The 26,043-nt window shown below is 71.8% G+C and carries 25 protein-coding genes and 3 tRNA genes; 14 read left to right on the plus strand and 14 right to left on the minus strand.

Annotated elements, in window-relative coordinates:
* Nucleotides 1–106 precede the first annotated feature (106 nt).
* Together IF89_RS0106920 and IF89_RS0106925 are read left to right on the plus strand one after the other, a co-directional pair.
* Nucleotides 107–640 (plus strand): SigE family RNA polymerase sigma factor, encoded by a 534-nt coding sequence (locus tag IF89_RS0106920; protein ID WP_030762735.1) that lies wholly within the window; start codon nucleotides 107–109, stop codon nucleotides 638–640.
* 151 nt (nucleotides 641–791) lie between these two features.
* A complete protein-coding gene (locus IF89_RS0106925) occupies nucleotides 792–2,441 on the plus strand; it encodes a long-chain fatty acid--CoA ligase (protein WP_030762738.1) in 1,650 nt (549 codons plus the stop codon).
* A 21-nt stretch (nucleotides 2,442–2,462) separates the two neighbouring features.
* Here the strand turns inward: IF89_RS0106925 and IF89_RS0106930 are convergent, their stop codons facing one another.
* From IF89_RS0106930 to IF89_RS0106940, 3 genes are all read right to left on the minus strand, one after another.
* A complete protein-coding gene (locus IF89_RS0106930; RefSeq protein WP_030762741.1) occupies nucleotides 2,463–3,041 on the minus strand; it encodes an antibiotic biosynthesis monooxygenase in 579 nt (192 codons plus the stop codon).
* A 13-nt stretch (nucleotides 3,042–3,054) separates the two neighbouring features.
* Nucleotides 3,055–6,381, minus strand: a complete 3,327-nt coding sequence (locus IF89_RS0106935; RefSeq protein WP_030762744.1) for a PAS domain-containing protein — start codon at nucleotides 6,379–6,381, stop codon at nucleotides 3,055–3,057.
* A gap of 120 nt (nucleotides 6,382–6,501) precedes the next feature.
* Nucleotides 6,502–6,927, minus strand: a complete 426-nt coding sequence (locus IF89_RS0106940; protein ID WP_030762746.1) for an SSI family serine proteinase inhibitor — start codon at nucleotides 6,925–6,927, stop codon at nucleotides 6,502–6,504.
* 187 nt (nucleotides 6,928–7,114) lie between these two features.
* Here IF89_RS0106940 and IF89_RS0106945 point away from each other — a divergent pair.
* The 3 genes from IF89_RS0106945 (at nucleotide 7,115) to IF89_RS0106955 (ending at nucleotide 8,152) form a co-directional block, all read left to right on the plus strand.
* A tRNA-Ser gene (locus tag IF89_RS0106945) sits at nucleotides 7,115–7,205 on the plus strand.
* Nucleotides 7,206–7,515: 310 nt separating this feature from the next.
* Nucleotides 7,516–7,588, plus strand: a tRNA-Arg gene (locus IF89_RS0106950).
* 198 nt (nucleotides 7,589–7,786) lie between these two features.
* Nucleotides 7,787–8,152, plus strand: a complete 366-nt coding sequence (locus IF89_RS0106955; RefSeq protein WP_030762749.1) for a PH domain-containing protein — start codon at nucleotides 7,787–7,789, stop codon at nucleotides 8,150–8,152.
* An 18-nt stretch (nucleotides 8,153–8,170) separates the two neighbouring features.
* Here IF89_RS0106955 and IF89_RS0106960 read toward each other — a convergent pair whose 3' ends face one another.
* A complete protein-coding gene (locus IF89_RS0106960) occupies nucleotides 8,171–9,082 on the minus strand; it encodes an SMP-30/gluconolactonase/LRE family protein (protein ID WP_030762752.1) in 912 nt (303 codons plus the stop codon).
* A gap of 107 nt (nucleotides 9,083–9,189) precedes the next feature.
* On the opposite strand from IF89_RS0106960, the gene IF89_RS0106965 reads away from it, so the two are divergent.
* The 8 genes from IF89_RS0106965 to IF89_RS0107000 all read left to right on the plus strand — a co-directional run bounded on the left by IF89_RS0106965 (nucleotide 9,190) and on the right by IF89_RS0107000 (nucleotide 17,788).
* A complete protein-coding gene (locus IF89_RS0106965; RefSeq protein ID WP_030762755.1) occupies nucleotides 9,190–9,624 on the plus strand; it encodes an Lrp/AsnC family transcriptional regulator in 435 nt (144 codons plus the stop codon).
* Nucleotides 9,621–10,514 carry a DUF2797 domain-containing protein gene (locus tag IF89_RS0106970; RefSeq protein WP_030762757.1) on the plus strand — a complete coding sequence of 298 codons (894 nt, stop codon included), beginning with the start codon at nucleotides 9,621–9,623 and terminating at the stop codon, nucleotides 10,512–10,514. Before IF89_RS0106965 ends, IF89_RS0106970 begins: the two co-directional genes overlap by 4 nt.
* 154 nt (nucleotides 10,515–10,668) lie before the next feature.
* The gene (locus tag IF89_RS46905; RefSeq protein WP_030762760.1) at nucleotides 10,669–11,007 is read left to right on the plus strand and encodes an antibiotic biosynthesis monooxygenase family protein; all 339 of its coding nucleotides are present in this window, start codon (nucleotides 10,669–10,671) and stop codon (nucleotides 11,005–11,007) included.
* Nucleotides 10,991–11,872: an amidohydrolase family protein gene (locus tag IF89_RS0106980; protein ID WP_030762763.1), complete on the plus strand. Its 882-nt coding sequence runs from the start codon at nucleotides 10,991–10,993 to the stop codon at nucleotides 11,870–11,872. Before IF89_RS46905 ends, IF89_RS0106980 begins: the two co-directional genes overlap by 17 nt.
* Before the next feature lie 70 nt (nucleotides 11,873–11,942).
* Nucleotides 11,943–12,710, plus strand: coding sequence for a response regulator transcription factor (locus tag IF89_RS0106985; RefSeq protein ID WP_030762766.1), 768 nt, complete (start codon nucleotides 11,943–11,945; stop codon nucleotides 12,708–12,710).
* A 74-nt stretch (nucleotides 12,711–12,784) separates the two neighbouring features.
* Entirely contained in the window at nucleotides 12,785–14,263 is a 1,479-nt protein-coding gene (locus IF89_RS0106990; protein WP_420706886.1) for a sensor histidine kinase, read from the plus strand.
* A 25-nt stretch (nucleotides 14,264–14,288) separates the two neighbouring features.
* Entirely contained in the window at nucleotides 14,289–15,575 is a 1,287-nt protein-coding gene (locus IF89_RS0106995; protein WP_043193187.1) for a bifunctional glycosyltransferase family 2/GtrA family protein, read from the plus strand.
* A complete protein-coding gene (locus IF89_RS0107000; RefSeq protein WP_030762776.1) occupies nucleotides 15,572–17,788 on the plus strand; it encodes an ArnT family glycosyltransferase in 2,217 nt (738 codons plus the stop codon). The genes IF89_RS0106995 and IF89_RS0107000 overlap by 4 nt, the downstream gene beginning before the upstream one ends.
* Before the next feature lie 271 nt (nucleotides 17,789–18,059).
* Here the strand turns inward: IF89_RS0107000 and IF89_RS0107005 are convergent, their stop codons facing one another.
* Nucleotides 18,060–19,679 (minus strand): MDR family MFS transporter, encoded by a 1,620-nt coding sequence (locus IF89_RS0107005; protein WP_078628135.1) that lies wholly within the window; start codon nucleotides 19,677–19,679, stop codon nucleotides 18,060–18,062.
* 13 nt (nucleotides 19,680–19,692) lie between these two features.
* Nucleotides 19,693–20,151, minus strand: a complete 459-nt coding sequence (locus IF89_RS0107010; protein ID WP_051806854.1) for a MarR family winged helix-turn-helix transcriptional regulator — start codon at nucleotides 20,149–20,151, stop codon at nucleotides 19,693–19,695.
* A 115-nt stretch (nucleotides 20,152–20,266) separates the two neighbouring features.
* On the opposite strand from IF89_RS0107010, the gene IF89_RS0107015 reads away from it, so the two are divergent.
* Nucleotides 20,267–20,506 carry a hypothetical protein gene (locus IF89_RS0107015; RefSeq protein WP_030762785.1) on the plus strand — a complete coding sequence of 80 codons (240 nt, stop codon included), beginning with the start codon at nucleotides 20,267–20,269 and terminating at the stop codon, nucleotides 20,504–20,506.
* A 100-nt stretch (nucleotides 20,507–20,606) separates the two neighbouring features.
* Here IF89_RS0107015 and IF89_RS45860 read toward each other — a convergent pair whose 3' ends face one another.
* The 8 genes from IF89_RS45860 to IF89_RS0107055 form a co-directional block, all read right to left on the minus strand.
* Entirely contained in the window at nucleotides 20,607–21,398 is a 792-nt protein-coding gene (locus IF89_RS45860; protein ID WP_030762788.1) for a hypothetical protein, read from the minus strand.
* Between the two features lie 172 nt (nucleotides 21,399–21,570).
* On the minus strand, nucleotides 21,571–22,413 hold the full coding sequence (locus IF89_RS0107025) for an RNA polymerase sigma factor SigF (protein ID WP_030762791.1): 843 nt from the start codon (nucleotides 22,411–22,413) through the stop codon (nucleotides 21,571–21,573).
* A gap of 230 nt (nucleotides 22,414–22,643) precedes the next feature.
* Nucleotides 22,644–23,663 (minus strand): RNA polymerase sigma factor SigF, encoded by a 1,020-nt coding sequence (locus IF89_RS0107030; RefSeq protein WP_078628146.1) that lies wholly within the window; start codon nucleotides 23,661–23,663, stop codon nucleotides 22,644–22,646.
* A gap of 203 nt (nucleotides 23,664–23,866) precedes the next feature.
* Entirely contained in the window at nucleotides 23,867–24,028 is a 162-nt protein-coding gene (locus IF89_RS46910) for a hypothetical protein (protein WP_167344740.1), read from the minus strand.
* A gap of 364 nt (nucleotides 24,029–24,392) precedes the next feature.
* Complete coding sequence (locus IF89_RS0107040; RefSeq protein ID WP_158717819.1) at nucleotides 24,393–24,689, minus strand: hypothetical protein; 297 nt, start codon at nucleotides 24,687–24,689, stop codon at nucleotides 24,393–24,395.
* Between the two features lie 134 nt (nucleotides 24,690–24,823).
* A tRNA-Ser gene (locus IF89_RS0107045) sits at nucleotides 24,824–24,908 on the minus strand.
* Between the two features lie 89 nt (nucleotides 24,909–24,997).
* A complete protein-coding gene (gene tadA / locus IF89_RS0107050) occupies nucleotides 24,998–25,426 on the minus strand; it encodes a tRNA adenosine(34) deaminase TadA (RefSeq protein ID WP_051806864.1) in 429 nt (142 codons plus the stop codon).
* A 59-nt stretch (nucleotides 25,427–25,485) separates the two neighbouring features.
* Entirely contained in the window at nucleotides 25,486–26,034 is a 549-nt protein-coding gene (locus IF89_RS0107055) for a hypothetical protein (protein ID WP_030762802.1), read from the minus strand.
* Nucleotides 26,035–26,043: the final 9 nt, after the last annotated feature.

The raw sequence follows: 26,043 nt of genomic DNA on the forward strand, positions 1-26,043 counted from the left end.
CCACCTTCAGGGGGTGGGGATCGCCCTACTCCTACAACCTGAGATGGATCCACCATCGGCACCTGCGGCCGATTCGAGGCGGGTCGGGCGCTCCTAGCGTGGAGACATGACCCCGCCTGTGTGCACGCTCGCCTCGAACCCGACGCCGTATCCGTCGTTCTCGGCGTACGTCCGGACCCGCGGCACGGTCCTGATGCGCACCGCGCGCTCCCTCACCCCCAATCCGTGCGACGCGGAAGACCTGCTCCAGACCGCCCTCGCGAAGACGTACATGGCCTGGGACCGCATCGAAGACCACCGCGCCCTGGACGGCTACGTTCGGCGGACCCTGGTCAACACCCGCACCTCGCAGTGGCGCAAGCGGAAGGTCGACGAGTTCGTGTGCGACGAGCTCCCGGAGACCGAGTCGGCCCCCGTCGCCGACCCCGCCGAGACCCAGGCACTGCGCGACGCGATGTGGCGGGCGGTGACCCGGCTGCCCGACCGGCAGCGGGCGATGGTCGTCCTGCGCTACTACGAGGACCTGAGCGAGGTGCAGACGGCCGAGCTGCTGGGAGTGTCGGTCGGCACGGTCAAGAGCGCTGTCTCCCGTGCGCTCGGCAAGCTCCGTGAGGACCCGGAGCTCACCCCCGTCCGTTGAGCTGTCGATGTTTCACGTGAAACGAGAAGGTGTTTCACGTGAAACACGACGCGGTTTCTACCCTCGGGTAGTGACAGACCGAGCGGTACGTGCGCAGAATCGGCAGCATCCGTAGCCGCCGCAGCGCCGCAGCGCTCACCGGGAGGACGCTTTGCTCAGCACCATGCAGGACGTACCGCTCCTCGTCACCCGCATACTTCGTCACGGGATGACGATCCACGGGAAGTCCCAGGTCACGACCTGGACCGGGGAGGCAGAGCCGCACCGCCGGAGTTTCGCCGAGATCGGCCTCCGCGCCACCCGCCTCGCCGGCGCCCTGCGCGACGAGCTCGGCGTGCAGCAGGACGACCGCATCGCGACCCTCATGTGGAACAACGCCGAGCACGTCGAGGCGTACTTCGCGATCCCCTCCATGGGCGCGGTCCTGCACACGCTGAACCTTCGGCTCCCGCCGGAGCAGCTCGTCTTCATCGTCAACCACGCCGCCGACCGGGTCGTCCTGGTCAACGGCACGCTCCTGCCCCTGCTCGCACCGCTGCTGCCGCACCTGCCGACCATCGAGCACGTCGTCGTGACCGGCATCGGCGACCGCTCCGCGCTCGACGGCCTGAACGTGCGCGTGCACGAGTACGAGGAGCTCCTCCAGGGCCGCTCCGACGACTACGACTGGCCCGAGCTGGACGAGCGCCAGGCGGCCGCCATGTGCTACACCTCGGGCACGACCGGCGACCCCAAGGGCGTCGTCTACTCCCACCGCTCGCTCTACCTGCACTCCATGCAGGTCAACATGGCCGAGTCGATGGGGCTGACCGACAAGGACACCACTCTCGTGGTCGTCCCGCAGTTCCACGTGAACGCCTGGGGCCTGCCGCACGCCACCTTTATGACCGGCATCAACATGCTGATGCCCGACCGCTTCCTGCAGCCCGCCCCGCTCGCCGAGATGATCGAGCGGGAGAAGCCCTCCCACGCCGCGGCCGTCCCCACCATCTGGCAGGGCCTGCTGGCAGAGGTCACCGCCCATCCGCGCGACCTGTCCTCGATGAAGCAGGTCACCATCGGCGGCGCGGCCTGTCCGCCCTCCCTGATGGAGGCCTACGACAAGCTCGGGGTCCGCGTCTGCCACGCCTGGGGCATGACGGAGACCTCCCCGCTCGGCACCATGGCGCACCCGCCGGCAGGCCTGAGCGCCGAGGAGGAATGGCCCTACCGGATCACGCAGGGCCGCTTCCCGGCGGGTGTCGAGGCCCGGCTCGTCGGACCCGGCGGCGACCTGCTGCCCTGGGACGGAACATCGGCCGGCGAGCTGGAGGTGCGCGGCAACTGGATCGCGAGCGCCTACTACGGCGGCGCCGCCGGTGAACCCTTCCGGCCCGAGGACAAGTTCAGCGCCGACGGCTGGCTCAAGACCGGGGACGTCGGCGTCATCAGCCCCGACGGCTACCTCACCCTCACCGACCGGGCCAAGGACGTCATCAAGTCCGGCGGCGAGTGGATCTCCAGCGTCGAGCTGGAGAACGCGCTGATGGCACACCCCGAGGTCGCCGAGGCCGCGGTGGTCGCCGTACCGGACGAGAAGTGGGGCGAACGGCCGCTCGCGACGGTCGTCCTCAAGGAAGGCGCGACGGTGGACTACGTGGGACTGCGTGATTTCCTCTCGCAGTCGATCGCCAGGTGGCAGCTGCCGGAGCGCTGGACGATCATCGACGCCGTCCCGAAGACCAGTGTCGGCAAGTTCGACAAGAAGGTGATCCGCCAGCAGTACGCCGATGGCGCACTGGACGTCACCAAGCTCGCCTGACGCCCGCGCCCCGGCAGGGGCTCAACCCCGCGTGAGCCATGGCCGCAGCAGCCTGCTGACGGCGGGCATGGCCACGTAGGTCATCAGCGTGCTGAACACGACGGCGAAGGCGGCCGTCCGCAGCACGAAGTGCAGATCCACCAGGTACGGCCCGAGCAGCGCGTTGCCGACGAGTGAGATCGGGAAGATGGCCAGCCCCGAGCTGATCGCCATCTTCCACCGCGGCGGCGCGGGCCGGGTCGTACCCGGCTTGGCGAACCAGGTCTCCATGCCGTGCAGTTCCCGGCGGGCTATCTCCGTGTGGTGGTGGCCCAGGCAGTTGGAGAACCATTGCGCCCGCTCCGGTGAGTCCTGCCAGCGTTGGAAGGCCGCCTGGTTGCGGAAGCGGTGCACCAGGAACCACGGCGCGCCCTCGGTCGCAGGACGGAAGAGCCCGTAGCCCAAGTGGTCCGGGAAGCCGGCAGCCGTCTCCAGGATCCCGTGGGCCCAGGCCTCGAACGTCTCCTCGTGCCCCGGCTCCACCTGTCGCGCGATGAGCAGGTTCACCTCGCCGTTGTCGGCGGGGACGGAGTGCTCTGTCGTGTTGTTGGTGATGGCCATCGGGCCAGGATCGCTAGTTGGTGCCGATCTTGGCCAGCAGGTCCACGATGCGGCCCTGGACGTCCGCCGTGGTGGCGCGCTCGGCGAGGAAGAGCACGCTCTCCCCCGAGGCCAGACGCGGCAGTTCGGCCGGATCGATACCGGTCGCCGTGTAGACGACCAGCGGGGTCCGGTTCAGCTGCCCGTTCGCCCGCAGCCAGTCCACGATCCCGGCCCGCCGCCGGCGTACCTGCATCAGGTCCATGACCACGAGGTTCGGCCGCATCCGCGTCGCCAGCTCCACCGCGTCGGTGTCCGCGCCCGCCCGGGCGACCTGCATGCCGCGCCGCTCCAATGCGGCGGTCAGCGCGGTCGCGATCTCGTCGCGCTCCTCGATCAGCAGCACCCGCGAGGGGTGCTGCTCGCTGTCGCGCGGCGCCAGCGCCTTGAGCAGCACGGCCGGATCGGCGCCGTACGCCGCTTCCCGCGTGGCGTGTCCGAGCCCGGCCGTGACCAGTACGGGCACCTCCGCGGCCACGGCGGCCTGCCGCAGCGACTGCAGGGCGGTCCGAGTGATCGGCCCGGTCAGCGGGTCGACGAACAGCGCGGCGGGGAACGCGGCGATCTGCGCGTCCACCTCCTCGCGGGAGTGCACGACCACCGGGCGGTAGCCGCGGTCGCTGAGCGCCTGCTGCGTCTGCACGTCGGGCGCCGGCCACACCAGGAGCCGGCGCGGGTTGTCCAGGGGCTCCGGCGGGAGTTCGTCGTCCACGGGCTGCGGCACCGGGCGGTTGACCACCTCGACCGCGCCCCCGGGGCCGTCCAGCGGCTCGGGGCCCTCGGCCCCCTCCTCGGGGGCGCTTATGGCGAAGGCCCGGCCCTGCGGGCTGGGCTCGGCCAGCCGGCGACGCCGGCCCGACCCCGAGGCCGCAGCGGTGGCCGCCGCAGCCGGGTCGACGGCGATGCCCTGGCCGAGCGTGCCCAGCGCCCGCACGCTGATCGGCTGCGCGGCCTGCCCCTGCGCCGGGGTGTCCTGCGCCTGGCGGGCCCCGGGGAGCGGGACGTGGCCGGAGGCACCGTCATCGTCGGCAGCGCTCCGGGCCCCCGGAACGGGCCACGAGGGGGCGCCGGCCAAGGCCCGCCGTCGCCCGGTCGGGTTCTCAGCGGAAGCATCGGCCGGTGCGGCCGGTGCGGCCGGTGCGACCGGTGCTTCGGGGTCGGCGCCGGGGGCACTCAGCGTCCGGCGGGCACGCCGCCCGGCCGGTGCTTCGCCGTCGGGCGCGCCCTCGCCCTGAAGTCCGGGGCCGGCTGGGGCGGGCGGAGCGGGCGGAACCGGGGAGGCCGGACCGGCCGGCAGCGCGAAGCCGCCCTCCGGGGCGATGGGCCGGGCCGGGGCGGGCGTCGGCCCGAGCCCTGTCGCCGGCACGGGACCACCGGGCTGCGCCGGACCGGCCGTCCCCAGCGCCCGCCGGCGGCCGGCCGGGTGCTCGCTCACCGGCACCGCGGGCACCGGCGGAAGCGCGGGCATGGCGGTGCCCTGCGGCTCCACGGGGCGACCGGGGACTGCCTGCTCCTGCGTGCCGCCGTTCTCCGCGCCGTCGTCGCCGGCCCGGCCGCGCCGGCGACCGGTACCGAGCCCGGCCGGGTTCACCGGGGACTGTGCGAGCCCGGTCGGCGGCCCGGCCTCGCCGGCCCGCCGCCGGCCCGACGGCAGCGCCAGTGCGCCTCCGCCCTGGCCCGCCCGGGCGGCCTCCGGTCCGGTCTCGTCCTCCAGGAAGGCGTCCACACCGCGCCGGCCCCGCCGGCCGCCGGAAACCTTGCCGGGGGCCGCGCCCCCGGCCCCCACGGCACCGTGCGGTCCGGTGCCCGCCGGGGGCTCCTCCGGCGGCTCGGGCAGGGTCACGGTCCCGGCTCCCGCGCCGAGCGGGAGTTCCAGCACGTAGGCCCCGCCGGGTGCGCCCGGCACCTCCACCGTCTGCAGCACACCGCCGTGCGCGGCCACGATGCCGCGGACGATCGGCTCGTGGACCGGGTTGCCGCCCTCGTACGGGCCGCGCACCTCGATCCGTACGACATCGCCGCGCTGCGCGGCGGCCACCACGATCGTCGAGTCGCTGTAGCCGCTGCCCTGACGGGTCTTGCCGGTGGCGTCGACGCCCGCGACGTCCGCGACCAGGTGCGCGAGGGCGGTCGCGATCCACTCGGCGTCCACCTCGGCCTCGATGGTCGGCGCGTGGACCGCGAACTGCGCACGGCCGGGCCCGATCAGCTCGACCGCCCCGTCGACGCCGGCGGTGACCACAGCGTTGATCAGGACCTTCTTCTTGGCGAGCTTCTCGCGGCCGGCGTCCAGTCGCTGGAAGCCGAGCACGTTGTCCACCAGGGTGGTCATCCGCGAGTACCCGGCAGCCAGGTGGTGCAGCAGCTGGTTGGCCTCGGGCCACAGCTGGCCCGCGTCGTCGGCCGCCAGGGTCGCCAGCTCGCCGCGCAGCTCGTCCAGCGGCCCGCGCAGGGAGTCCCCGAGGACCGCGAGCAGCTGCGCATGCCGCGCGGCCAGGGCGTCGTAGGGGCGCCGGTCGGTGAAGGTCATGACCGCGCCCACGAGCTGCTCCCCGTCCCGTACGGGAGAGGTGGTCAGGTCGACGGCGACCGGCTGTCCGGATTTGTGCCACAGCACCTGGCCGCGGACGCGGTGCTTGCGCCCGCTGCGCAGCGTGTCGGCCAGCGGGGACTCCTCGAAGGGGAAGGGGGAGCCGTCGGCGCGGGAGTGCTGGACCAGGCCGTGCAGTTCGCGGTTGCCGAGATCGGTCGCGCGGTAGCCGAGAATCTGGGCGGCTGCCGGGTTGACGAGCACCACGCGTCCGTCGGTGTCGGTGCCCACGACGCCTTCGGCGGCGGCGCGCAGGATCATCTCGGTCTGCCGCTGGGAGCGGGCCAGCTCCGCTTCGGTGTCCACGGTCTGCGAGAGGTCCCGGACAACGAGCATCAGGAGCTCGTCACCAGTGTAGGTCGGTTGCGGCTCGCGGTAGGCGTCGCGGCCGTCGAGGTGGGCGCTGGTGACCTCGACGGGGAACTCCGAGCCGTCGGTGCGGCGGGCGACCATCCGCTTGGGCTTGGTCCGGCCGCCGTCGTCCTCGCCGGGGCGGCGCATCGAGCCGGGGATCAGCTTGGAGTCGAACTCGGGCAGGAGGTCGAGCACGCCCCGGCCGACCAGTCCGGTGCCGGGACTCTCCATGACCTCGAGCGCGATCGAATTCGCGTTCACGACCGTGCCGTTGGCGTTGACGAGCAACAGCGCGTCCGGAAGGGCGTCGAGTATTGCTGCGAGGCGAGCAGCGCCTCGGGATGGCCTGCTGCTCACGACGAGCTTCCTCCCTGACCAACGACTACCGGCAAGTCACGGGAGGAGTCTAAGGCCACAGGCCCGCGGCGGGGTGGCCGATGCGGGGCCGGCGACGTCCCTTGCGGGCATCCTCCCAGGTCAGGAACGCCCACTCGGAAGCAGAGGTTCCAACTCGTCCCAGCGCTTGATTTCGCATCCGTCGGTCCGGCGGAAGGTTGCGTTCACCTTGCGTCCGTTCCAGGTTCCGGTGATACGGGCGGTGGCGGGCCCCCCGTACTGCTTGGTGCAGATCTGGTCCGGGGGGACGGGGGCGAAGGGGTTGCGCCCCTCCTCGGCGAGCTGGTCCAGGCGCGCGCACGCTCCCTGCGCCTGCGGGTGATCGCCGCCGACGGGGCCGCATTCGAGCGTGTACTCCCGGTCCAGCTGACGGTTGCCGGTGTCGGCCATGGTCATGGTCAGCCGGTCGGGCGGAGCCAGCAGCTGTCCGAGCGGAAGCGGGGGCAGCGGACCGGCGGCCGCGGTGGCCAGGGCCGAGGTGACGGTGAAGGCGGCGAGACGCAGCATGGGGCACTCCAGGTCGTCCGTACGTCATACGCCTGACCAACGACGCGAGCGCGCCGATGTTGCGTGTGGTGGAGCGCCATAAGGCTTTGCCCTGGGCCCGTCCCGCCTAGTACCGTGGGAGCGGATTGGTGAGGGGCCCTGCGCCTGTGTCATCATCTGCACGCACCCTCGTACGCGGGGGTGTGCTGGAGGCGTCGCCTAGTCCGGTCTATGGCGCCGCACTGCTAATGCGGTTTGGGTCTTACCACCCATCGAGGGTTCAAATCCCTCCGCCTCCGCAGTTCGTCGAAGCCCCGGTCCCTCGGACCGGGGCTTCGATGCGTTCCAGAGAGTGTTGACGCGCTTCTGAGGGCCTGGGTGCCGCCCGGCCTTCGACCCGTTCCGGGGCTTGCCTTCCGGTGGGGGCCGAGCACCCCATCGGGGCGCACCGGTCCCGTCGCCCCACCCGGCCGACTTGTGCGGACGATCTCCATCCGGAGTGTTTTCGCAGGTCAGGAGGGGTTTGGGTAATGGATTTCGCGTCCCGGCGAGGTCCATGTATTGTTGTTCTCGCAAGGCCAACGGGGCGAAAAACCCCGGGAAGCCCAAGCACTCGTAGCTTAACGGATAGAGCATCTGACTACGGATCAGAAGGTTGCAGGTTCGAATCCTGCCGAGTGCACAGCAGGGCAGAGGCCCCGGACGAAAGTCCGGGGCCTCTGTCGTATGTCCCCGCATGTGCGGGGATGTCCTCCTTGAAGGGGATGGGGTCCCCCGGGAGATGTCAGGGACCGGATGGCTCTGGCGGGGGACGCCGGCTACCCGGCGGCGTCGGTACGGTTCTTGAAGATCGTCCGAGGCTGGGAAACGGGAGCCACTCATGGGACTGTTCGGGAACGCACACACCGTCGACCCCGTGTCGGCGCAGCGGGACTATGCCCGACTGCTGGGGCAGGGGGAGCAGGTGCACGCCGCCTACCTGCTGATCCGCGACACGATCCTGTTCACGGACCGGCGGCTGGTGCTCGTCGACAAGCAGGGGCTCACAGGCAAGAAGGTGGAGTACCACTCCGTCCCGTACCGGAGCATCACGCACTTCTCCGTGGAGACCGCCGGTCACTTCGATCTCGACGCCGAGCTCAAGATCTGGATATCCGGGAGCTCGACGCCGATCGAGAAGACCTTCACCAAGGGCGTCGACATCTATGAGGTGCAGGCGATCCTGACGCAGTTCGTCGCACGGTAGGCAGGCGCCCGGCCGGCCTCACAGGACGCGGGGGAGGCCGGTCACCGACATCACCAGCGAGTAGAGGGAGGTGGTGGCGGTGATGAAGAGGCGGTTGTTCTTGGGGCCGCCGAAGGCGATGTTCGAGACGGGCTCCGGGACGCGCAGGCGGCCGATCAGAGTGCCGTCCGCGGCGTAGCAGTGGACGCCGTTCTCCATCGCGGCCACCCACAGCCGGCCCTCGTCGTCGAAGCGGATGTTGTCGACGCCGGGGCAGGTCGTGAAGACCCGGTCACCGGTGAGGGTGCCGTCGTCGGCAACCTTGAAGGCGCGGATGTGGCCCGCCCGGGTGTCCGCCGCGTACAGCTCGCTCTCGTCGGGGGAGAAGACCAGGCCGTTGGGGCCGAGGAAGCCGTCGGCGGCCAGGCGTACCTCTCCGGTGGCGGGGTCGGCCCGGTAGAGGTTGCAGGCTCCGATCTCGCCGGGCGCGCGGTGGCCCTCGTAGTCGCTGGTGATGCCGAAGTCGGGGTCGGAGAACCAGATGGAGCCGTCGGAGCGGACCACCGCGTCGTTGGGACTGTTGAGCCTCTTGCCGTCGAAGCGGTCGGCGATCACGGTGATGCTGCCGTCGGGCTCGGTGCGGGTCACGCGTCGGTTGCCCTGTTCGCAGGAGATCAGGCGGCCTTCGCGGTCAAGGGTGTTGCCGTTGGCGTGGCCGGCCGGCGAGCGGAAGACGGAGACCGCTCCGGTCGCCTCGTCCCAGCGGAGCATCCGGTCGTTGGGGATGTCGCTCCACACCAGTTGCCGCCAGGCCGGCAGGTACAGCGGACCCTCTGCCCAGCGGCAGTCGTCGTAGAGCCGTTCCAGCCGGGCGTCGCCGTTGGCGCACCGGCCCGTCTTGAAGCGTTCGTCCAGGATCTCGTACAAAGTGAGGTCGGCTATGCCAGACATGATTCCCCCTGTAGGTGTGCAGCCGAATATTCTTCGGTCTGATGGTGAGATTGCAGGATCAGGTACCGTCTTCGCAAGGGTTCTCCGGCCCATGGAAGGAAGATTGCGTGGACGACATCGACCGGGCGCTCGTCCTGCGCCTGCAGCAGGACGCCGGGCAGTCCTACGCGGCTCTCGGCACGGCCGTCGGGCTCTCTGCCGGGGCCACCCACGAGCGCGTACGCAAGCTGCGCGAGCGCGGGGTGATCCGGCGGACGACCATCGACGTCGACCCGGCCGCGGTCGGCAGCGGGGTCCTCGCCTACGTGATGGTCGACTCCAACGCGTGGATGGGGGAGTCGGCGGACGACTTCGCCGCGATCCCGGAGATCCAGGAGGCCCACATCATCGCGGGCAGCGCGTCGGTACTGGTGAAGGTGCGCACCGCCTCGACCGGGCAGTTGCAGGACGTATTGCGCCGCCTCTACGCCATCAACGGCGTGAGCGGTACGCACGCGACCGTCGTCCTGGAGACCTTCTTCGAGCGGCCTCTCCCGCTGTGACCTGGTGGTGCACCGGGATCCGGTGGAAGGACTCCGCACCCGTCATCGGGTGGCACGCCCTGGGGCGCGGCGAGCGGGTGAGCACCCTGGCCTACGGGCAGCGGCTGGCCTTCACCGCGCGCGGAGAGCGGCACTGCCTCGGTGTGCGGCGGGCGGGAAAGCGGACGCCGTGCCCTACCTGCGCCACCGTGCCCGGTCGTGGGACGAGCGCGCAGTGCCCCGACTGCGCCCGCCTCGACCGGTCGTTCTCGGTGGCCGCCGACACCCATGCCGCCGATCCGCGGACCTACCGGGTCTACCTGGCCTGGTTCGGGCCCGGCTTGGTGAAAGTCGGCATCACCGCGGAGGAGCGCGGCTCCGTCCGGTTGCTGGAGCAGGGGGCGATGGCGTGGACCTGGCTGGGGCGCGGACCGCTGATGGCGGCCCGGCGCACCGAGGAGCTGTTGCGGGCGGCGCTCGGGGTGCCCGACCGGATCGCGTACGCCCGCAAGCGCGCCGTACGGGCACACCTGCCGGGTGCGGCGGAGCGGGCACGGGAGGTCGCCGAGCTGCATGGCCGCGCGGCGGCGCTGGTCGGGTGGCCGGAGTCCCTGGAGCGGATGGGGTGTGAAGTCATCGATCACGCGGCGGTGTTCGGGATGGACGGCCGGCACGGGTTCCCCGCTGCGGACCGGGTGGTCACCGAGATGACAGCCGACCGGGCCGTCGTGGGACGGCTGGTCGGCGCGGCCGGGCCCGACCTGCACTTCGAGGACGGGCTGGTGGTCGACACCCGGCTGCTGGCCGGGTGGGAGCTCCGCGGTCCGGGCGAGGACGCGCAGACGTCGGTGTCGGTGGCGCGGATCCCGTCCGCGGGCCGCCCTCCCACGGAGCAGGACGGGCTGTTCTGACGTTGCGGACCCGGAGGACGGCGGGGGATCATGACGTTCCACGCAGCCATGGATGCTGTCGGCACATGCGCCATGGTCAAGACTTGGATCCCTTTGCTGCTCCGGGGCCGTTCCGAGTGGACATGGCGGGTTCCCTCCACCGAGGGTGGAGGCCATGACCACTCAGCCGGTGGCGGCCTTTGAACCGCCCTATGTCATGGCCGTTTTCACCAGCGTCCGCACCGCGGACGACACCGGATTCGACGAGCGCAACGACCGCATGGAGGAGATCGTCCAGACGATCCCCGGGTACCTCGGCTACGAATCCGCGCGCAATCCCGGCGGCCTGGGCATCACCGTCGCCTATTTCCGGGACCACGAGGCCCTCACCGTGTGGCGCGAGAACATGGAGCACCAGGCGGCCATGCGGAAGGGCCGCGCCGACTGGTACGAGAGCTACACCCTGCACGTCGCCACCGTCGAGCGGAGCCACGGGTTTGTCCGCAACGACTGATGCGGTGAACGCCTTCCGCCAGCGGCTCGGGCTGCCCGGACTGGTCGACGTCCACACGCACTTCATGCCCGAGCAGGTGCTGCGGAAGGTGTGGGACTACTTCGACGCGGTCGGCCCGCTGACCGGCGTCCAGTGGCCCATCACCTACCGCCACGAGGAGGAGCAGCGCGTGGCGCTCCTGCGGGAGTTCGGGGTCCGGGCCTTCACCGCGATGCTCTACCCGCACAAGCCGGAGATGGCCGCCTGGCTCAATGCCTGGTCCGCCGATTTCGCGGCCCGCACCCCCGACTGTCTGCACACCGCCACCTTCTTCCCCGAGGACGGGGTGGCCGCGTACGTCCGCCGGGCCGTCACCGCCGGTGCCCGGATTTTCAAGGCGCACCTCCAGGTCGGTGGCTACGACCCCAACGACGATCTGCTCGACCCTGTCTGGGGGCTGCTGGCCGAGGCCGGCATCCCGACCGTGATCCACTGCGGCTCCGGACCGGCCCCCGGCCCGTACACGGGGCCCGCGCCGATCGCCCGTCTGCTCGCCCGCCATCCGCGGCTGCCGTTGATCATCGCCCACATGGGCATGCCCGAGTACGCGGACTTTCTCGACCTCGCCGACCGCCACAGCGCGGTGCGCCTGGACACGACGATGGCCTTCACCGACTTCTCCGAGCGGCTGAGCGGCTTCCCGCCCGCAGAGCTGGGGCGGCTCGCGGACCTCGGCGACCGGATCCTGCTCGGCACCGACTTCCCGAACATCCCCTACCCGTACGAGCACCAGCTCGTCGCCCTCGAACGGCTCGGGCTCGGCGACGACTGGCTGCGGGCGGTCTGCCACGACAACGGAGCCCGGTTGTTCCGCCTCGACGGCTGACCGGTCCTTTCTCAGGGAATTCACAGGTTGGGGCAAGAACGCTCTCAGAGGCGGCGGGGAGCGTGTCCGTATGACTGCGACGACCACTTCCCACGCGTCCACGTCCACCGGCAACCACACGGCCCTGGTCCGACCCGACGGAGGCCCCTGCCGGGTACTCGTCGTCGACGACGAGGCCTCGCTCTCCGAGCTGCTGTCCATGGCCCTGCGTTACGAGGGCTGTGAGGTCCGCAGCGCCGGCGACGGGGCCGGCGCCCTGCGGGCCGCGCGCGGCTTCCGCCCCGACGTGGTGGTCCTCGACGTCATGCTCCCCGACATGGACGGCCTCGCCGTCCTCGGGCAGCTCCGCCGGGAGATCCCCCACGTCCCCGTCCTGTTCCTGACCGCCAAGGACTCCGTGGAGGACCGGATCGCCGGCCTCACCGCCGGCGGCGACGACTACGTCACCAAGCCGTTCAGCCTGGAGGAGGTCGTGGCCCGGCTGCGCGGGCTCGTACGGCGTTCGGGCGCGGCGCAGGCGGCTCGCGGCGGCTCCGTCCTGACCGTCGGGGATCTGCGCCTCGACGAGGACAGCCACGAGGTGGTGCGGGACGGCCGGGAGGTCCACCTCACCGCCACCGAGTTCGAGCTGCTCCGCTACCTGATGCGCAACCCGCGGCGCGTGCTGAGCAAGGCGCAGATCCTGGACCGGGTCTGGTCCTACGACTTCGGCGGCCAGGCCAACGTCGTCGAGTTGTACATCTCCTACCTGCGCCGCAAGCTGGAGAGCGGCCTCGGCCTGCCGTCGATGATCCACACCAGGCGCGGCGCCGGTTACCTGATCAAGCCGGCCGAATAGTGGCACCGCGCGGGAGTCGGCGACAGGGGGGTTGGCGGCCTTGGTCGCTGCGGACCCGGCTCGTCGTCTCGGCGGTGGCCCTCATCGCCGTGGTGGGCGCGGCCATCGGCACCGTCACCACCCTGGCGCTGCGCTCGTACCTGGTCACCCAGCTCGACGAGCAGCTGGAGGTGTCCATGAAGATGGCCGCCCGGGCGCCCGGCGGGAAGGCGGCCCGGGACAGCAGCGTGGGCTTCGTCATGCCCCCCGGCAGCCCGCTGGACGCCGTAGGCGTCCGGCTGGACCCCGGCGGCGCGGTCCTCGGGAGCGCCCGGAACACCCGCGGCGAAGGATGGTCGCCCGACCAGGTACCGCCGGCTCTCACCGAGCTGCAGAGCACCACCCTCACCCAGGCCGCCCTGAGGGCCGCGCAGGCCTCGCCGGGGCAGGTCGCGGGCGCTGACCTGCCGGACCTGGGCGCGTACCGGGTGCTCGCCTCCCCCGACCGCAGTCTCATCCTCGCCTTCCCGCTCCACGGGGTCGACTCCATCGTGCGCACCCTGGTCGGGGTCGAGGTCTGCGTCACCCTCGCCGGGCTGATCGCCGCTTCTCTTGCCGGACAGGCCCTGGTCGGGGTCGCCCTGCGCCCGCTGCGCCGGGTCGCCGCCACCGCCACCCGGGTCTCCGAACTCCCGCTGCACCAGGGCGAGCCGGTCCTCCACGAACGGGTCCCGGACGCCGAAGCCGACCCCCGCACCGAGGTGGGCCAGGTCGGCGCCGCCCTGAACCGGATGCTCGGCCACGTCTCCTCCGCCCTGACCGCCCGCCAGCAGAGCGAGATGCGCGTACGGCAGTTCGTCGCCGACGCCAGTCACGAGTTGCGCACGCCGCTGGCCTCCATCCGCGGCTACGCCGAACTCACCCGCCGGGGCCGCGAGGAGCCCGGCCCCGACACCCGCCACGCCCTGGGCCGGATCGAATCCGAAGCCACCCGGATGACCGGCCTCGTCGAGGACCTGCTGCTCCTCGCCCGGCTCGACGCGGGCCGCCCGCCGTCCACCGGTGACGCCCCTACCGATCTCGCCCCGCTCGTCATCGATGCCGTCAGCGATGCCCGTGTTGCCGGGCCCGAGCACCACTGGCGTCTGCACCTGCCCGAGGAACCCGCGCCCGTGCGCGCCGACGCGGCGCGTATCCAGCAGGTGCTGGTCAACCTGCTGGCCAATGCCCGGACGCACACACCGCCCGGCACCACCGTCACCGCCCATGTTTCACGTGAAACATCCGCCGTCCGGCTGCGCATCGAGGACGACGGCCCCGGCATCCCGCCCGAGCTGCTGCCCCGTGTCTTCGAGCGCTTCACCCGCGGGGATGCCTCACGGTCGCGTTCCGCCGGATCCACGGGCCTCGGGCTGGCCATCGTCCGGGCCCTGGTCACCGCCCACGGTGGCAGCGTCGACGTGCGCAGCGAGCCGGGCCGGACCTGCTTCGAGGTCGTGCTGCCGCTCGCCGAGGCTCCCAATGTGTCCGGTCCGGACTCACAGACGGGCCACAGGCTCAGCACACCGAGGTGACAGGCGGCTCCACGAGGGTCGGACCATGCCAACCGACACCTCTCCCGGGGCCCTCCCGGCGCGCGCGCCCCTCGCGCCCGCGCCCGGCGAACCCGTCCTCGACGTGGTGATCCCGGTCTTCAACGAGGAGAAGGACCTCGGGCCGTGCGTGCGCAGACTGCACGAGCACCTGACGCGGACCTTTCCCTATCCCTTCCGGATCACGGTCGCCGACAACGCCAGCACCGACCGCACACCCGAGGTCGCGGCCGGGCTCGCCGCGGCACTGGACTGCGTACGCAGCACCCGTCTGGAGGAGAAGGGCCGGGGCAGGGCGCTGCGTACGGTCTGGTCCGGCTCCGATGCACCCGTTCTCGCCTACATGGACGTGGACCTCTCCACCGACCTCAACGCCCTGCTGCCGCTGGTCGCCCCGCTGATCTCCGGTCACTCCGATCTCGCCATCGGCACCCGCCTGGCCCGTTCCTCACGGGTCGTGCGGGGAGCGAAGCGGGAGTTCGTCTCCCGCGCCTACAACCTCCTGCTGCGTTCCTCCCTCGCTGCCCGATTCACCGACGCCCAGTGCGGATTCAAGGCCATCCGGCGCGAGGTCGCGGAGCGGCTGTTGCCGCTGGTGGAGGACACGGGCTGGTTCTTCGACACCGAACTGCTCGTACTCGCCGAACGCGCCGGACTGCGGATCCACGAGGTGCCGGTGGACTGGGTCGACGATCCCGACTCCACCGTGCACATCGTCAGGACCGCGACCGAGGACCTCAAAGGCGTCTGGCGGGTGGGCCGGGCGCTGGCCGTCGGGGCGCTCCCGCTCGACCGGCTCGCCCGCCCCTTCGGCGACGACCCGCGCGACCGCACCGCGGTACCGGGGGTGGACGGCGGCCTGGCCCGCCAGTTCATCGGCTTCTGCACCGTCGGAGTCCTCTCCACGCTGCTCTATCTGGTGCTCTACTCCGCCTTCCGGGGCGGAGCCGGAGCCGGGCCCCAACTCGCCAACGCAGCCGCCCTGCTGCTCTCCGCCGTGGCCAACACGGCGGCCAACCGCCGCCTCACCTTCGGTGTCCGCGGCAGGGCGGGGGCCGTACGCCACCAGGCCCAGGGCCTGGTGGTCTTCGGCATCGGCCTGGCCCTCACCAGCGGCTCCCTCGCCGCCCTGACGGCGGCCACGCCCCGTCCCGCCCACGGCACCGAACTGGCCGTGCTGATCACCGCGAACCTCGCAGCCACCGTGCTGCGCTTCCTGCTGCTGCGCGCCTGGGTGTTCCCCGAGCGGCGCAGCACCCCTTCCCGCACCGCCACATCCAAGGAGGGCCGATGACCACGGCAGCACTCCCCATCCGCCCGGCCGCCGTGGCCGGAGCCGCCACCGACCGCCCCCACTGGGAACGGCCCGCACTCGCCGGGCTGCTGCTCGCCACCGCGGCCCTGCTCCTGTGGGACCTGGACTCGTCCGGCTACGCGAACTCCTTCTACTCGGCCGCGGTCCAGGCCGGCAGCGAGAGCTGGAAGGCCTTCTTCTTCGGCTCGTCCGACGCGGGCAACTCCATCACGGTCGACAAGCCCCCGGCCGCCCTGTGGCCGATGATGCTGTCGGTCCGGCTGTTCGGCCTCGGTTCCTGGCAGATCCTCGTCCCGCAGGCACTGATGGGGGTGGCGACCACCGCGGTCCTGTACGCCGCCGTACGCCGCCAGTTCGGCGCGGGAGCCGCGCTGCTGAGCGGCGCCGCCTTCGCGCTGACGCCCGTCGTCGCGCTGATGTTCCGCTTCAACAACCCCGACGCGCTGCTGACCCTGCTGCTGACCGTCACCGTCTACTGCCTGATTCGGGCCCTGGAAGGCGCGCACACCCGCTGGCTGGTCTGGGCCGGGGTAGCGGTCGGCGCGGCCTTCCTCACCAAGACGCTGCAGGCCTTCGTCATCCTGCCGCCGCTCGCCGTGCTGTACGCGGTCTGCGCGCCGACCGGGCTGCGTCGCAGGCTCGGCCAGCTGCTGCTGGCGGGTGGCGCGATGGTGGTGGCGGGCGGCTGGTGGGTCGCCGTGGTCGAGCTGTGGCCCGCGTCCTCCCGCCCGTACATCGGCGGTTCGCAGAACAACTCCTTCTTGGAACTGACCCTCGGCTACAACGGTCTGGGCCGGATCAACGGCAACGAGACCGGCAGTGTCGGTGGCGGGGCGGCCGGCCCCGGGGGCGGTGGTGGGCGTTGGGGGGAGAGCGGGATCGACCGGCTGTTCTCCGACGCCATCGGCGGGCAGGTCTCCTGGCTGCTGCCGGCGGCGCTGGTGCTGCTCGTGGCGGGACTCGTGATCACCTGGCGGGCCGGCCGGGCCACCGACTCGGTGGACGGCATGGCGCGGGCGGCCTTCCTGGCCTGGGGCGGCCCGCTGCTGATCACCGCGGTGGTCTTCAGCTCCATGCAGGGGATCTTCCACGAGTACTACACCGTGGCGCTGGCCCCCTTCGTGGCCGCGTTGATCGGCATGGGCGTCGCCGTGCTGTGGGAGGAGCGCGGCAGTGCTGCGGCCGCCGTCACCCTCTCCGGCACGCTCGCGCTGACGGCGCTCTGGTCGTACGTCCTGCTCGGGCGCGCCACCGGCTACCTGCCGTGGCTGCGGTGGGCGGTGTTGGCGGGCGGACTGCTCGCTGCGGTCGCACTGCCGTTCGCGGGGCGGGTCGGCCGGCGGGTGCTGCGGGTCACGGCGGGCCTCGGGGTGGCGGCGGCCCTGGCCGGGCCGTTCGCGTACTGCCTGACCACCGTGAACACCGGGCACACCGGCTCCATCGTGACCGCGGGACCGGCGGTGGCGGGCGGCCGGGGAGGCCCGGGCGGGATGGCGGGCGGCCCGGGAGGACCGGGGGGCTTCGGCGAACTGCGGCAGGGCGGCCCGGGCGGGCCGGGTCGGGGTGCCCCGGGCGGTGTCGGCAGTCCCGGAGGTCCTGGCGGATCCCTGGGTCAGGGCGGCGGGCAGCAGCCGGGCGGCGCGTTCGCGCAGGGCGCCGTACCGCCGGGACAGAGCCAGGGTCAGGGCGGCCTGCCCGGTGCGGACGGTCGCGGCGCCGAGTGGTCCGGAGGCTTCGCCGGCGGGCCGGCGGGCGGCGGCCCGGGCGGCGCCGGGGGTCTGCTCAACGGCGCCCGGGTCGGCGCCGAGGCGAAGGCGGCCCTCACGGCGGACGCCGACTCCTACACCTGGGCGGCGGCGGCCATCGGCTCGCAGAACGCGGCCAGTTACCAGCTGGCGTCGGGTGTCCCCGTCATGCCGGTCGGCGGCTTCAACGGCAGTGATCCGTCACCGACCCTGGAGCAGTTCCAGCAGTACGTGCGGGACGGGAAGATTCACTGGTTCATCGGCCGGGACAGCGCCGGCAGCGGTACCGGCGAGGCCGCCGAAGACGGCGGCGGACGCCGTGGCGGCGGTCCCGGAGGTCCGGGTGGCGGCACCAGTACGGAGATCGAGAACTGGGTCAGGGCGACGTTCGAGGAGTCCGCGGTCGGCGGAGCCGCCTTCTACGATCTGACCAAGCCGACGTCCTGATGCCGTCGCGGGAACTGATCTGCGGGACACGCCGCGAGGCGTGTCCCGCCGGTATCACCCGGGCGGACCGGGCAGGGCGGCGGTTCGACCGGCGCCCACCCGGCCGTTCGGCAGTTCCTTCCGCCCGGCTGTCGATGTCCTGACCGCCGCATCCCGGCCAGGGCCACCGCTGCTGCTGCCGCGGCCGGGATCAGGCCTGCGCCCGGGACCCGGGCGCGGGCCGGCGGTCGTGTCCCTCTCCGCCCGTGCCCTTGCCCTTGCCCTTGCCCTTTCAGACCGTGGCCTTTCCAGCCGTGACCGGGGCTGCCCCCTCGGAAGCCGGGGCCGGGGAGTGCACCGCGGGCTTCGACTTCAGGGCGACCTCCTTGATGAACAGCACCAGCACCAGTCCGAGGAGCGCGAACGGGGCGGCGTAGAGGAAGACGTCGCCGACGCCGTGCCCGTAGGCGGACTCGACGACCTCGCGGAGGGGCGCGGGCAGCTGGTCGAGGTCGGGGATCCCGCCGCCGGTGGTGCCGTGTCGGCCCATGGCCGCCGCGGCCTTCGGGCCGAGGGCGGTGAGGCCGTCCTGGACGTAGTGCGTGACCTGGTGGGCCATGACCGCGCCCAGCGCCGAGACGCCCATCGCGCCACCGAGGGAGCGGAAGAAGGTGACGACCGAGCTGGCCGCGCCCAGGTCCTCGGGAGCCACCTGGTTCTGGGTGGCCAGGACCAGGTTCTGCATCATCATGCCGAGACCGAGGCCGGTCACCGCCATGTAGACCGCGATGTGCCAGTAGGGGGTGTCGTGGCGCAGGGTGCCGAGCAGGCCCATGCCGGCCGTCAGCAGCAGACCGCCGGAGACGAGCCAGGCCTTCCACCGACCGGTCTTGGTGATCACCTGACCGGAAACGGTGGATGAGACGAAGAGCCCGCCGATCATCGGGATCGTGAGGATTCCGGACATGGTGGGGGACTCGCCCCGGGCCAGCTGGAAGAACTGGCTGAAGAACACGGTCCCCGAGAACATCGCGATGCCCACGAAGAGCGAGGCGGCCGAGGCGAGGGTGATGGTCGTGTTGCGGAAGAGCCGCAGCGGGATGATCGGGTCGCTCGCACGGGACTCGACGAGGACGAAGAGCAGTCCCAGGACCACCGAGCCGCCCGTCATCGCCCAGGTCTGCCAGGAGATCCACGCGTAGGAGTCGCCGGCCTGCGTGACCCAGATCAGCAGCAGTGAGACGGCGGCGCTGATCAGGAAGGCGCCGAGCCAGTCGACCTTGACGTCGCGCCGCACCACCGGGAGCCGCAGCGTCTTCTGCAGGACGATCAGCGCGATCACCGCGAAGGGTACGCCCACGTAGAAGCACCAGCGCCAGCCCAGCCAGTCGGTGTCGGTGATCACGCCGCCCAGCAGCGGGCCGCCGACGGTGGCGACGGCGAAGACCGCGCCCAGGTAGCCGCTGTACCGGCCGCGCTCGCGGGGCGAGATCATCGCGGCCATCACGATCTGGGCGAGGGCCGAGAGGCCTCCCACGCCGATGCCCTGGACCACGCGGCAGGCGATCAGCGTGCCGGTGTTCTGGGACATGCCCGCGACCACGGAGCCGAGGACGTAGATCACCAGGGATATCTGGACCAGCAGCTTCTTGCTGAAGAGGTCGGACAGCTTTCCCCACAGCGGGGTGGCCGCCGTCATGGACAGCAGGGCTGCGGTGACCACCCAGGTGTACGAGGACTGGGTGCCGCCGAGGTCGTTGATGATCTGGGGCAGGGCGTTGGACACGATCGTGGAGGACAGGATCGCCACGAACATCCCGAGCATGAGCCCGGACAGCGCCTTCATGATCTGGGGGTGCGTCATGCCCACGGATGGGGGAGCGGGGGTGGTCGTCGTCTCCGACTGGGCCATGTCTTTCCTTCCGCTAGAAGCTCGATCGGAGTCGGGCCAGCAGGGTGTTGAGTACGTCGATGTCCTGGGCGGACCAGTCGTGGAGGGCTCGTTCCAGCGCGGCCGTGTACCGGGCGCCGATATCGGCGAGCAGCGCCCGTCCGGCCGGGGTGAGCCGGAGGATGCGGCAGCGTCCGTCGACCGGGTCCGGTTCGCGCTCGATCCAGCCGCGCTCGGCGCTGTGGGTGACGTGCCGGCTGGTGACCGAGACGTCGACGGCCATGAGGTCGGCCAGCCGGCTCAGCCGCATCTCACCGTGCCGGTCGAGCACGGTGAGCACGGCGGCGACGCCGGGCGGGCAGTCCGGGGGCAGGTTGCGGGCGAGCTCGCGCTTGACCGCACCGATTCCGGTCAGCCGGGCGGCCAGCTCCTCGTGCGGAGCGGTCCGGGTGGTCCGTGTCGCCGGCGTGGTCCGTGTGGTCCCTGTCGGCACCGGGCACCCCCATCTTGTTGCTTAAGGCAACCATAGAGGCGGATGGTTGCTACAGGCAAACGAATCCGAGGGTGGGGCGGTAAAAGAATCGGAAAACCGGCTAGGGTCCTGCTCCATGGCTGAGAACCACAACTCACAGGGCCCCGAGGGCAACTACGACCCGGCGGGCAGCACCCAGATGTTCCGCGCCTTCGTCGAGGAGGCCGCACCCGCCCGGCAGGCGGGACCGGGGTCACGTCAGCAGCGCCGCGCCGAGCAGGGGGCGGGCGCATCGTCGAACCCCGCGGTGAAGGTCGGGCTCGTCCTCGCGCTCGTGCTCATGATCGGCGCGGCCGCCTGGGTGGTCCTGCGCTGAGCCCGCGGCTGCGGCGGCGCCCGAAGCCGGCGCTGCCGGGGGTCGCCGCGGTCGGCGGGCCCTGTGACGGCCGTCCGGGTCTGCCGCCGGCCCGCCGGGGTCAGCTCCAGGTCGCGGTGACCCGCCGGGTGTCCACATGCATGCCGAGCGGCACCCGCCAGGCCTCCAGGCACACCATGTAGGTCTGCGTCTTCGAGGCTCCGCCCGAGAGGGGCGCGGGCAGCGGCTGGGTCGTGGTGATCGTGGCCCAGTCGACGCCGAGCGCGCCGATGACGTGCGTCGCGAAGCTGACCGTGCCCGAACGCGCCGCAGTGGTACCGGTGTTCGTGAAGGTCACCGTGACCCGCTCGCACCAGCGGTCCGCCGCCGCGGACCGGGTGGGTGGGGACAGCGTCAGCTGCGCCGGGGTGGCCGGTGGCGGCGCCGGGGGTCTCGTGCCGGTCCCGCCGGGAGGCCCGGTGGGGCTGGTCGGGCCCGTGGGGCCCACGGGGCCGGTGGGGCTCCCGGGGCTCGTCGGCGTGCCGGGGGTGCCGGGTGGCGGCGTCGTACGACCCGGGCCGCCTGCCCCTGCGGGGGTGCTGCCGAAGCCGCCGGGACGGGCGGCTGTGGCTCCACCCGGGGTGGAGCCGCCCGCGGTCTCCGGTCCCGGGGCGGTGGCCGACGTACCGGTCGACCCGGCGGATGCGCCCGCCGGGGACGGGCCGCCGAGCTGCTGGAACTCGACCACGCCCTGCGGCGCGACATTCTCTCCCGCGCTGCGCTCGGGGCCCGGGGCGGCGCCGCCGACGGCGGAGAAGCCCTCGCGCGCCTGGCCGCCGCAGCCGGTGAGCCCGGCGACGGCGGTGCAGCACAGGACGAGCAGGGCGGTGGCCGCCCGCGATCCCTTTCGCATCGCGCCAGTGTTCCTGACGTTCCGTCAATTGGGAAGCGGCAGGGAACGAGGTGCCGGGGGAGCAAGGCATCGGGGAGGCGAGAGCCCGGGAGCGAAGTCCTTCGCGCTCGCCCGTCCCCTGCCGGGGCGGAACCTGCCGGGGCGGACCCGGTGGGGCGCCCCGGCTTTGGCGTCAGTCCCCGATGAGGCCCACGCGCAGCTGCGCGAGCGTACGCGTCAGCAGCCGGGAGACGTGCATCTGGGAGATGCCGACCTCCTCGCCGATCTGCGACTGGGTCATGTTCGCGAAGAACCGCAGCATGATGATCTGCCGTTCCCGGGGCGGGAGTTTGGCCAGCAGCGGTTTGAGCGACTCGCGGTACTCGACGCCTTCCAGCGCGGAGTCCTCGTAGCCGAGCCGGTCCGCGAGCGAGCCCTCGCCGCCCTCGTCCTCCGGGGAGGGCGAGTCCAGCGAGGAGGCCGTGTAGGCGTTCCCGACGGCGAGGCCGTCGACGACGTCCTCCTCCGACACCCCCAGCACGGCGGCGAGTTCCGGGACGGTCGGCGAGCGGTCCAGCTTCTGGGCGAGCTCGTCGCTGGCCTTGGTGAGCGCCAGGCGCAGCTCCTGGAGCCGGCGCGGGACGCGCACGGACCAGGAGGTGTCCCTAAAGAATCGTTTGATCTCGCCCACGACGGTCGGCATAGCGAAGGTCGGGAACTCCACGCCGCGTTCGCAGTCGAACCGGTCGATCGCCTTGATCAGCCCGATGGTGCCGACCTGGACGATGTCCTCCATCGGCTCGTTGCGGCTGCGGAAGCGGGCGGCGGCGTACCGCACGAGGGGCAGGTTCAGCTCGATCAGGGTGTCGCGCACGTAGGCCCGTTCCGGGCTGTCCGCGTCCAGGGTGGCAAGTCGCTGGAAGAGCGAGCGGGAGAGGGTGCGGGTGTCGATGGCTTCCGAGCGTTCGGAGACTGCCGGCGGCGTCACAGGCTTGACGAGCGTGAGCACCTTGGAGCTGCCCTGGTCTACGGACATGCCACCCCCTTGAGGTCGCGGACGGTCGCGTACGGCGCGCCCGTCTGAGGAACGCAGCTTCCACCTGAATACCGGAGGCGGGGCCGCGGCAAACGCGGTTCAAGCAGAATGTCACATGTCGGCAACACGCTGTAGCGCCAAGTCGACATATATCCCCGGTGACAGAAAGGGGCAGAACGTGATCAGCCCGTTCTGTCGGGAAACGCGTGAATGATCTCCACCCGTTCCGGTTACGCCTCGATCCTGTTTGCGGATCTCAGTCGGGCGAAGCTGCGTGCCAGCAACCGGGAGACGTGCATCTGCGACACCCCCAGTTCCGCACTGATCTGCGACTGCGTCAGGTTGTTGTAGTACCGCAGGAGCAGGATCCGCTGTTCGCGTTCGGGCAGTTGTACGAGGAGATGGCGGACCAGGTCGCGGTGCTCGACCCCGGCCAGCTCCGGATCCTCGTAGCCGAGGCGGTCCAGCAGCCCGGGCATGCCGTCGCCCTCCTGGGCGGCCTCCAATGAGGTGGCGTGGTAGCTGCGCCCGGCCTCGATGCAGGACAGCACCTCGTCCTCGGTGATGCGCAGCCGCTCGGCGATCTCGGCGGTGGTGGGGGTGCGTCCGTGGAGCGTGGTGAGGTCCTCGGTGGCGGCGTTGACCTGCACCCACAGCTCGTGGAGGCGGCGCGGGACGTGCACGGTACGGACGTTGTCGCGGAAGTAGCGCTTGATCTCACCCACGACGGTCGGCATCGCGAAGGTCGGGAACTGCACACCGCGGTCCGGGTCGAACCGGTCGATGGCGTTGATCAGGCCGATCGTGCCGACCTGGACGACGTCCTCCATCGGCTCGTTGCGGCTGCGGAAGCGGGCGGCCGCGTACCGGACCAGGGGGAGGTTGGCCTCGATCAGGGCCCCGCGCACCCGCGCGTGCTCGCTGGTGCCGGGCTGGAGGCCCTTCAGCTGCCCGAACAGGACCTGGGTGAGGGCACGGGTGTCCGCACCCCGGCCGGCCGGTCTCGGGGCCACCGGGGCTACCGGAACCGCCTGGGACGCCTGCACTCCCTGGGCTCCCTGCACCGCTTGGGCCGCAGGGGCCGCCGTGGCTGTCGCGGCCCCTGCGGCTGCCGTGGCTGTCGGGGGCTCCTCGGGCGGCTGGGTCCCTCCGGAAGAGTGCGCCCGCCGGGCTCCCGTCCGCGGCTCCTGCTGGGGTGGTACCTGGGGATCCTGCTGGGGTGGCACTTGAGGCGCAGTACTGGCCGGCACGGTCACGCCACCCCTTCAGTCAACTCATCCGTCAAAAGCGGTCATAGCATCACAAGAGATGTGCACTGTGCGCAAGCACCGTATATCGCCGTGTTGAGGGCAAGTTGGGCATATCCGGGCATTATGCCCGGCTGTGGGTATGCAAAAAGCCCCCCACCCGTCGATGGGAGGCCGGAAGTCCGGGAACCGCTTCGGCGTACGGGTCAGCGCACCAGTTCGGTTATGAACTCGCCGATGCCGGAGGCGGCATCCGATATCCCCTGGAACCCTATTTCCACGATCTCGGCGGCTCGCTTCGGCTGGGTGATGATCACGAAGAGGGCGAATACGGTGAGGGCACCCGTGATGAGCTTCTTGGTGTCCACGTGCGGGCGGCCTCCCCCAACCGGTCCTTGCAAGTCGGGTGAGTCTAACCGGTCACGTGGGGGCACTCACCTGTCCTTTAGGGACCAACGGCCCGGTGGTCCGGGTCCTTTGCCGGGCGGCCGGCGCCCACGGCGGGCACAGGATGGAGGTGAGCCCACCGGTTCTGGCAGGAAACCGGTGGGTGAGGGACAGGGCCGCACTGCGGGGTCCGGGACGCGAGCTCTCCCCTGACGGCGACCCGGAGCGGCAGGCCCGTCCTCGTCGGGGGAAGCGGCGTGTCCCCCGTGCCGCTTCCCCCGTCCTACGCGTCGAAGGTCCCGATCCCGGTCGGGGCCTTCTGCGCGTTCCGCCGCGCGGCAGGGGTCATTGGATGGCGCCGGCCAGGTCGGTGAGGGGCTGAACGGGTGCGATGACGGGCGCGAGCTGGTTGGGCAGGTCCATCAGCGCGTTGAGCCCGTTGGCGCCGTCGCCGACCTTCCCCACGACTTCCTGGACGGAGGCGGGCTGCGCCCCCGCGGGCAGGCCGGGCGCGGGGATCGGAACGTCCGGGAGGGTGAGCGGGGAGATCGGGGCCGTGTCCGCCTGGGCGGCGGGTGCGGCGAGGCCCGCGGCGGCCCCCGCGAGGGCGAAGGCGGCGAGGATGCGCTGGGTCTTGGTCATGCCGTGACAACGGCCGACGGGGCAGGCGGTCACGCCGCTGTCCTCCGGAGAGCCGAACAGGCCGGAGTGCGCCGGAAACACGCCGGAATACGCCGAGAGCCCCGTCCCTTGCGGGGCGGGGCTCTCGATCGGAGCGGTAGTGGAGGGATTTGAACCCCCGATGGGTTGCCCCATACTCGCTTTCGAGGCGAGCTCCTTCGGCCACTCGGACACACTACCGAGATGGATCCTAGCCTAAGGAACCCCATCCGCTGAAATCGGTGGGGGCGAGCTCCGTCGCGGGCCCACCGCGGGCCCGCTGCCGGGCGTCACAGCTCGCGGAAGAAGTCCGTCAGCTGCCGTGCGCACTCGTCGCCCAGCACGCCGCGCACCACCTCCGGCCGGTGGTTGAGCCTGCGGTCCCGTACGAGGTCCCACAGCGACCCGGCGGCGCCCGCCTTCTCGTCGTCCGCGCCGTACACGACCCGGGCGACGCGCGACTGCACGAGCGCGCCGGCGCACATCACGCACGGCTCCAGGGTGACCACGAGGGTGCATCCCGGGAGCCGCCACTGGCCCGTCCGGGCGGCGGCCCTGCGCAGGGCCAGCACCTCGGCGTGCGCCGTGGGATCGCCGCTCGCCTCCCGTTCGTTGTAGCCGGTGGCGAGGACGTCCCCGTCCGGGCCCAGCACGACGGCGCCGACCGGCACGTCGCCGGCCGGCACCGCCCGGGCGGCCTCCTGGAGCGCCAGGCGCATGGAGTCCCGCCACGGGTCCCGCACGGGGTCGGCGGGATCGGCGGTGTCGGTGGCGAGCACTAGCGGACGGCCTCCAGGACCTCGGTGGCCCCGAGGGACTCGGCGATCTCCGAGAGGGCGTCCCCGTCCAGGGTCATCAGTTGCTTGTGGGTCACGCCGAGGTCGTCCAGGAGCCGCGGATCGCCGAGCGGACCGGCCGGTACCGGTTCGGAGCCGATACCGCGCTCACCGTCCTCGTCGGCGTCCTCGTCCGTGAAGGCGGCGACGGCATCCTCCTCGCCGTCCTCGGTGCCGTCCAGGTCCAGCTCGTCGAGTTCGTCGTCCTCCTCGTCGCTGCCCAGCAGCTCTGTGGTCAGCATCGAGCCGTAGGAGCTGCGGGCGGCCGCGGCGGCGTTCGAGACGAAATACCGCGGGTCCTCCTCGCCGTCCACGCGGACGACGCCGAACCAGGCGTCCTCCTGCTCGATGAGGGCGACCACCGTGTCCTCGTCGACAGCGGCGGAACGGGCGAGATCGATCAGATCACTGAGGGACTCGACGTCGTCGAGTTCCATGTCGCTCGCTTCCCACCCGTCTTCGGTGCGCGCGAGCAGTGCGGCGAAATACACCGTGACTCT

Origin of the sequence: Streptomyces sp. NRRL F-2664 (assembly GCF_000719345.1) — a bacterium.
In the GTDB taxonomy this organism is placed as follows: Bacteria; Actinomycetota; Actinomycetes; order Streptomycetales; family Streptomycetaceae; genus Streptomyces.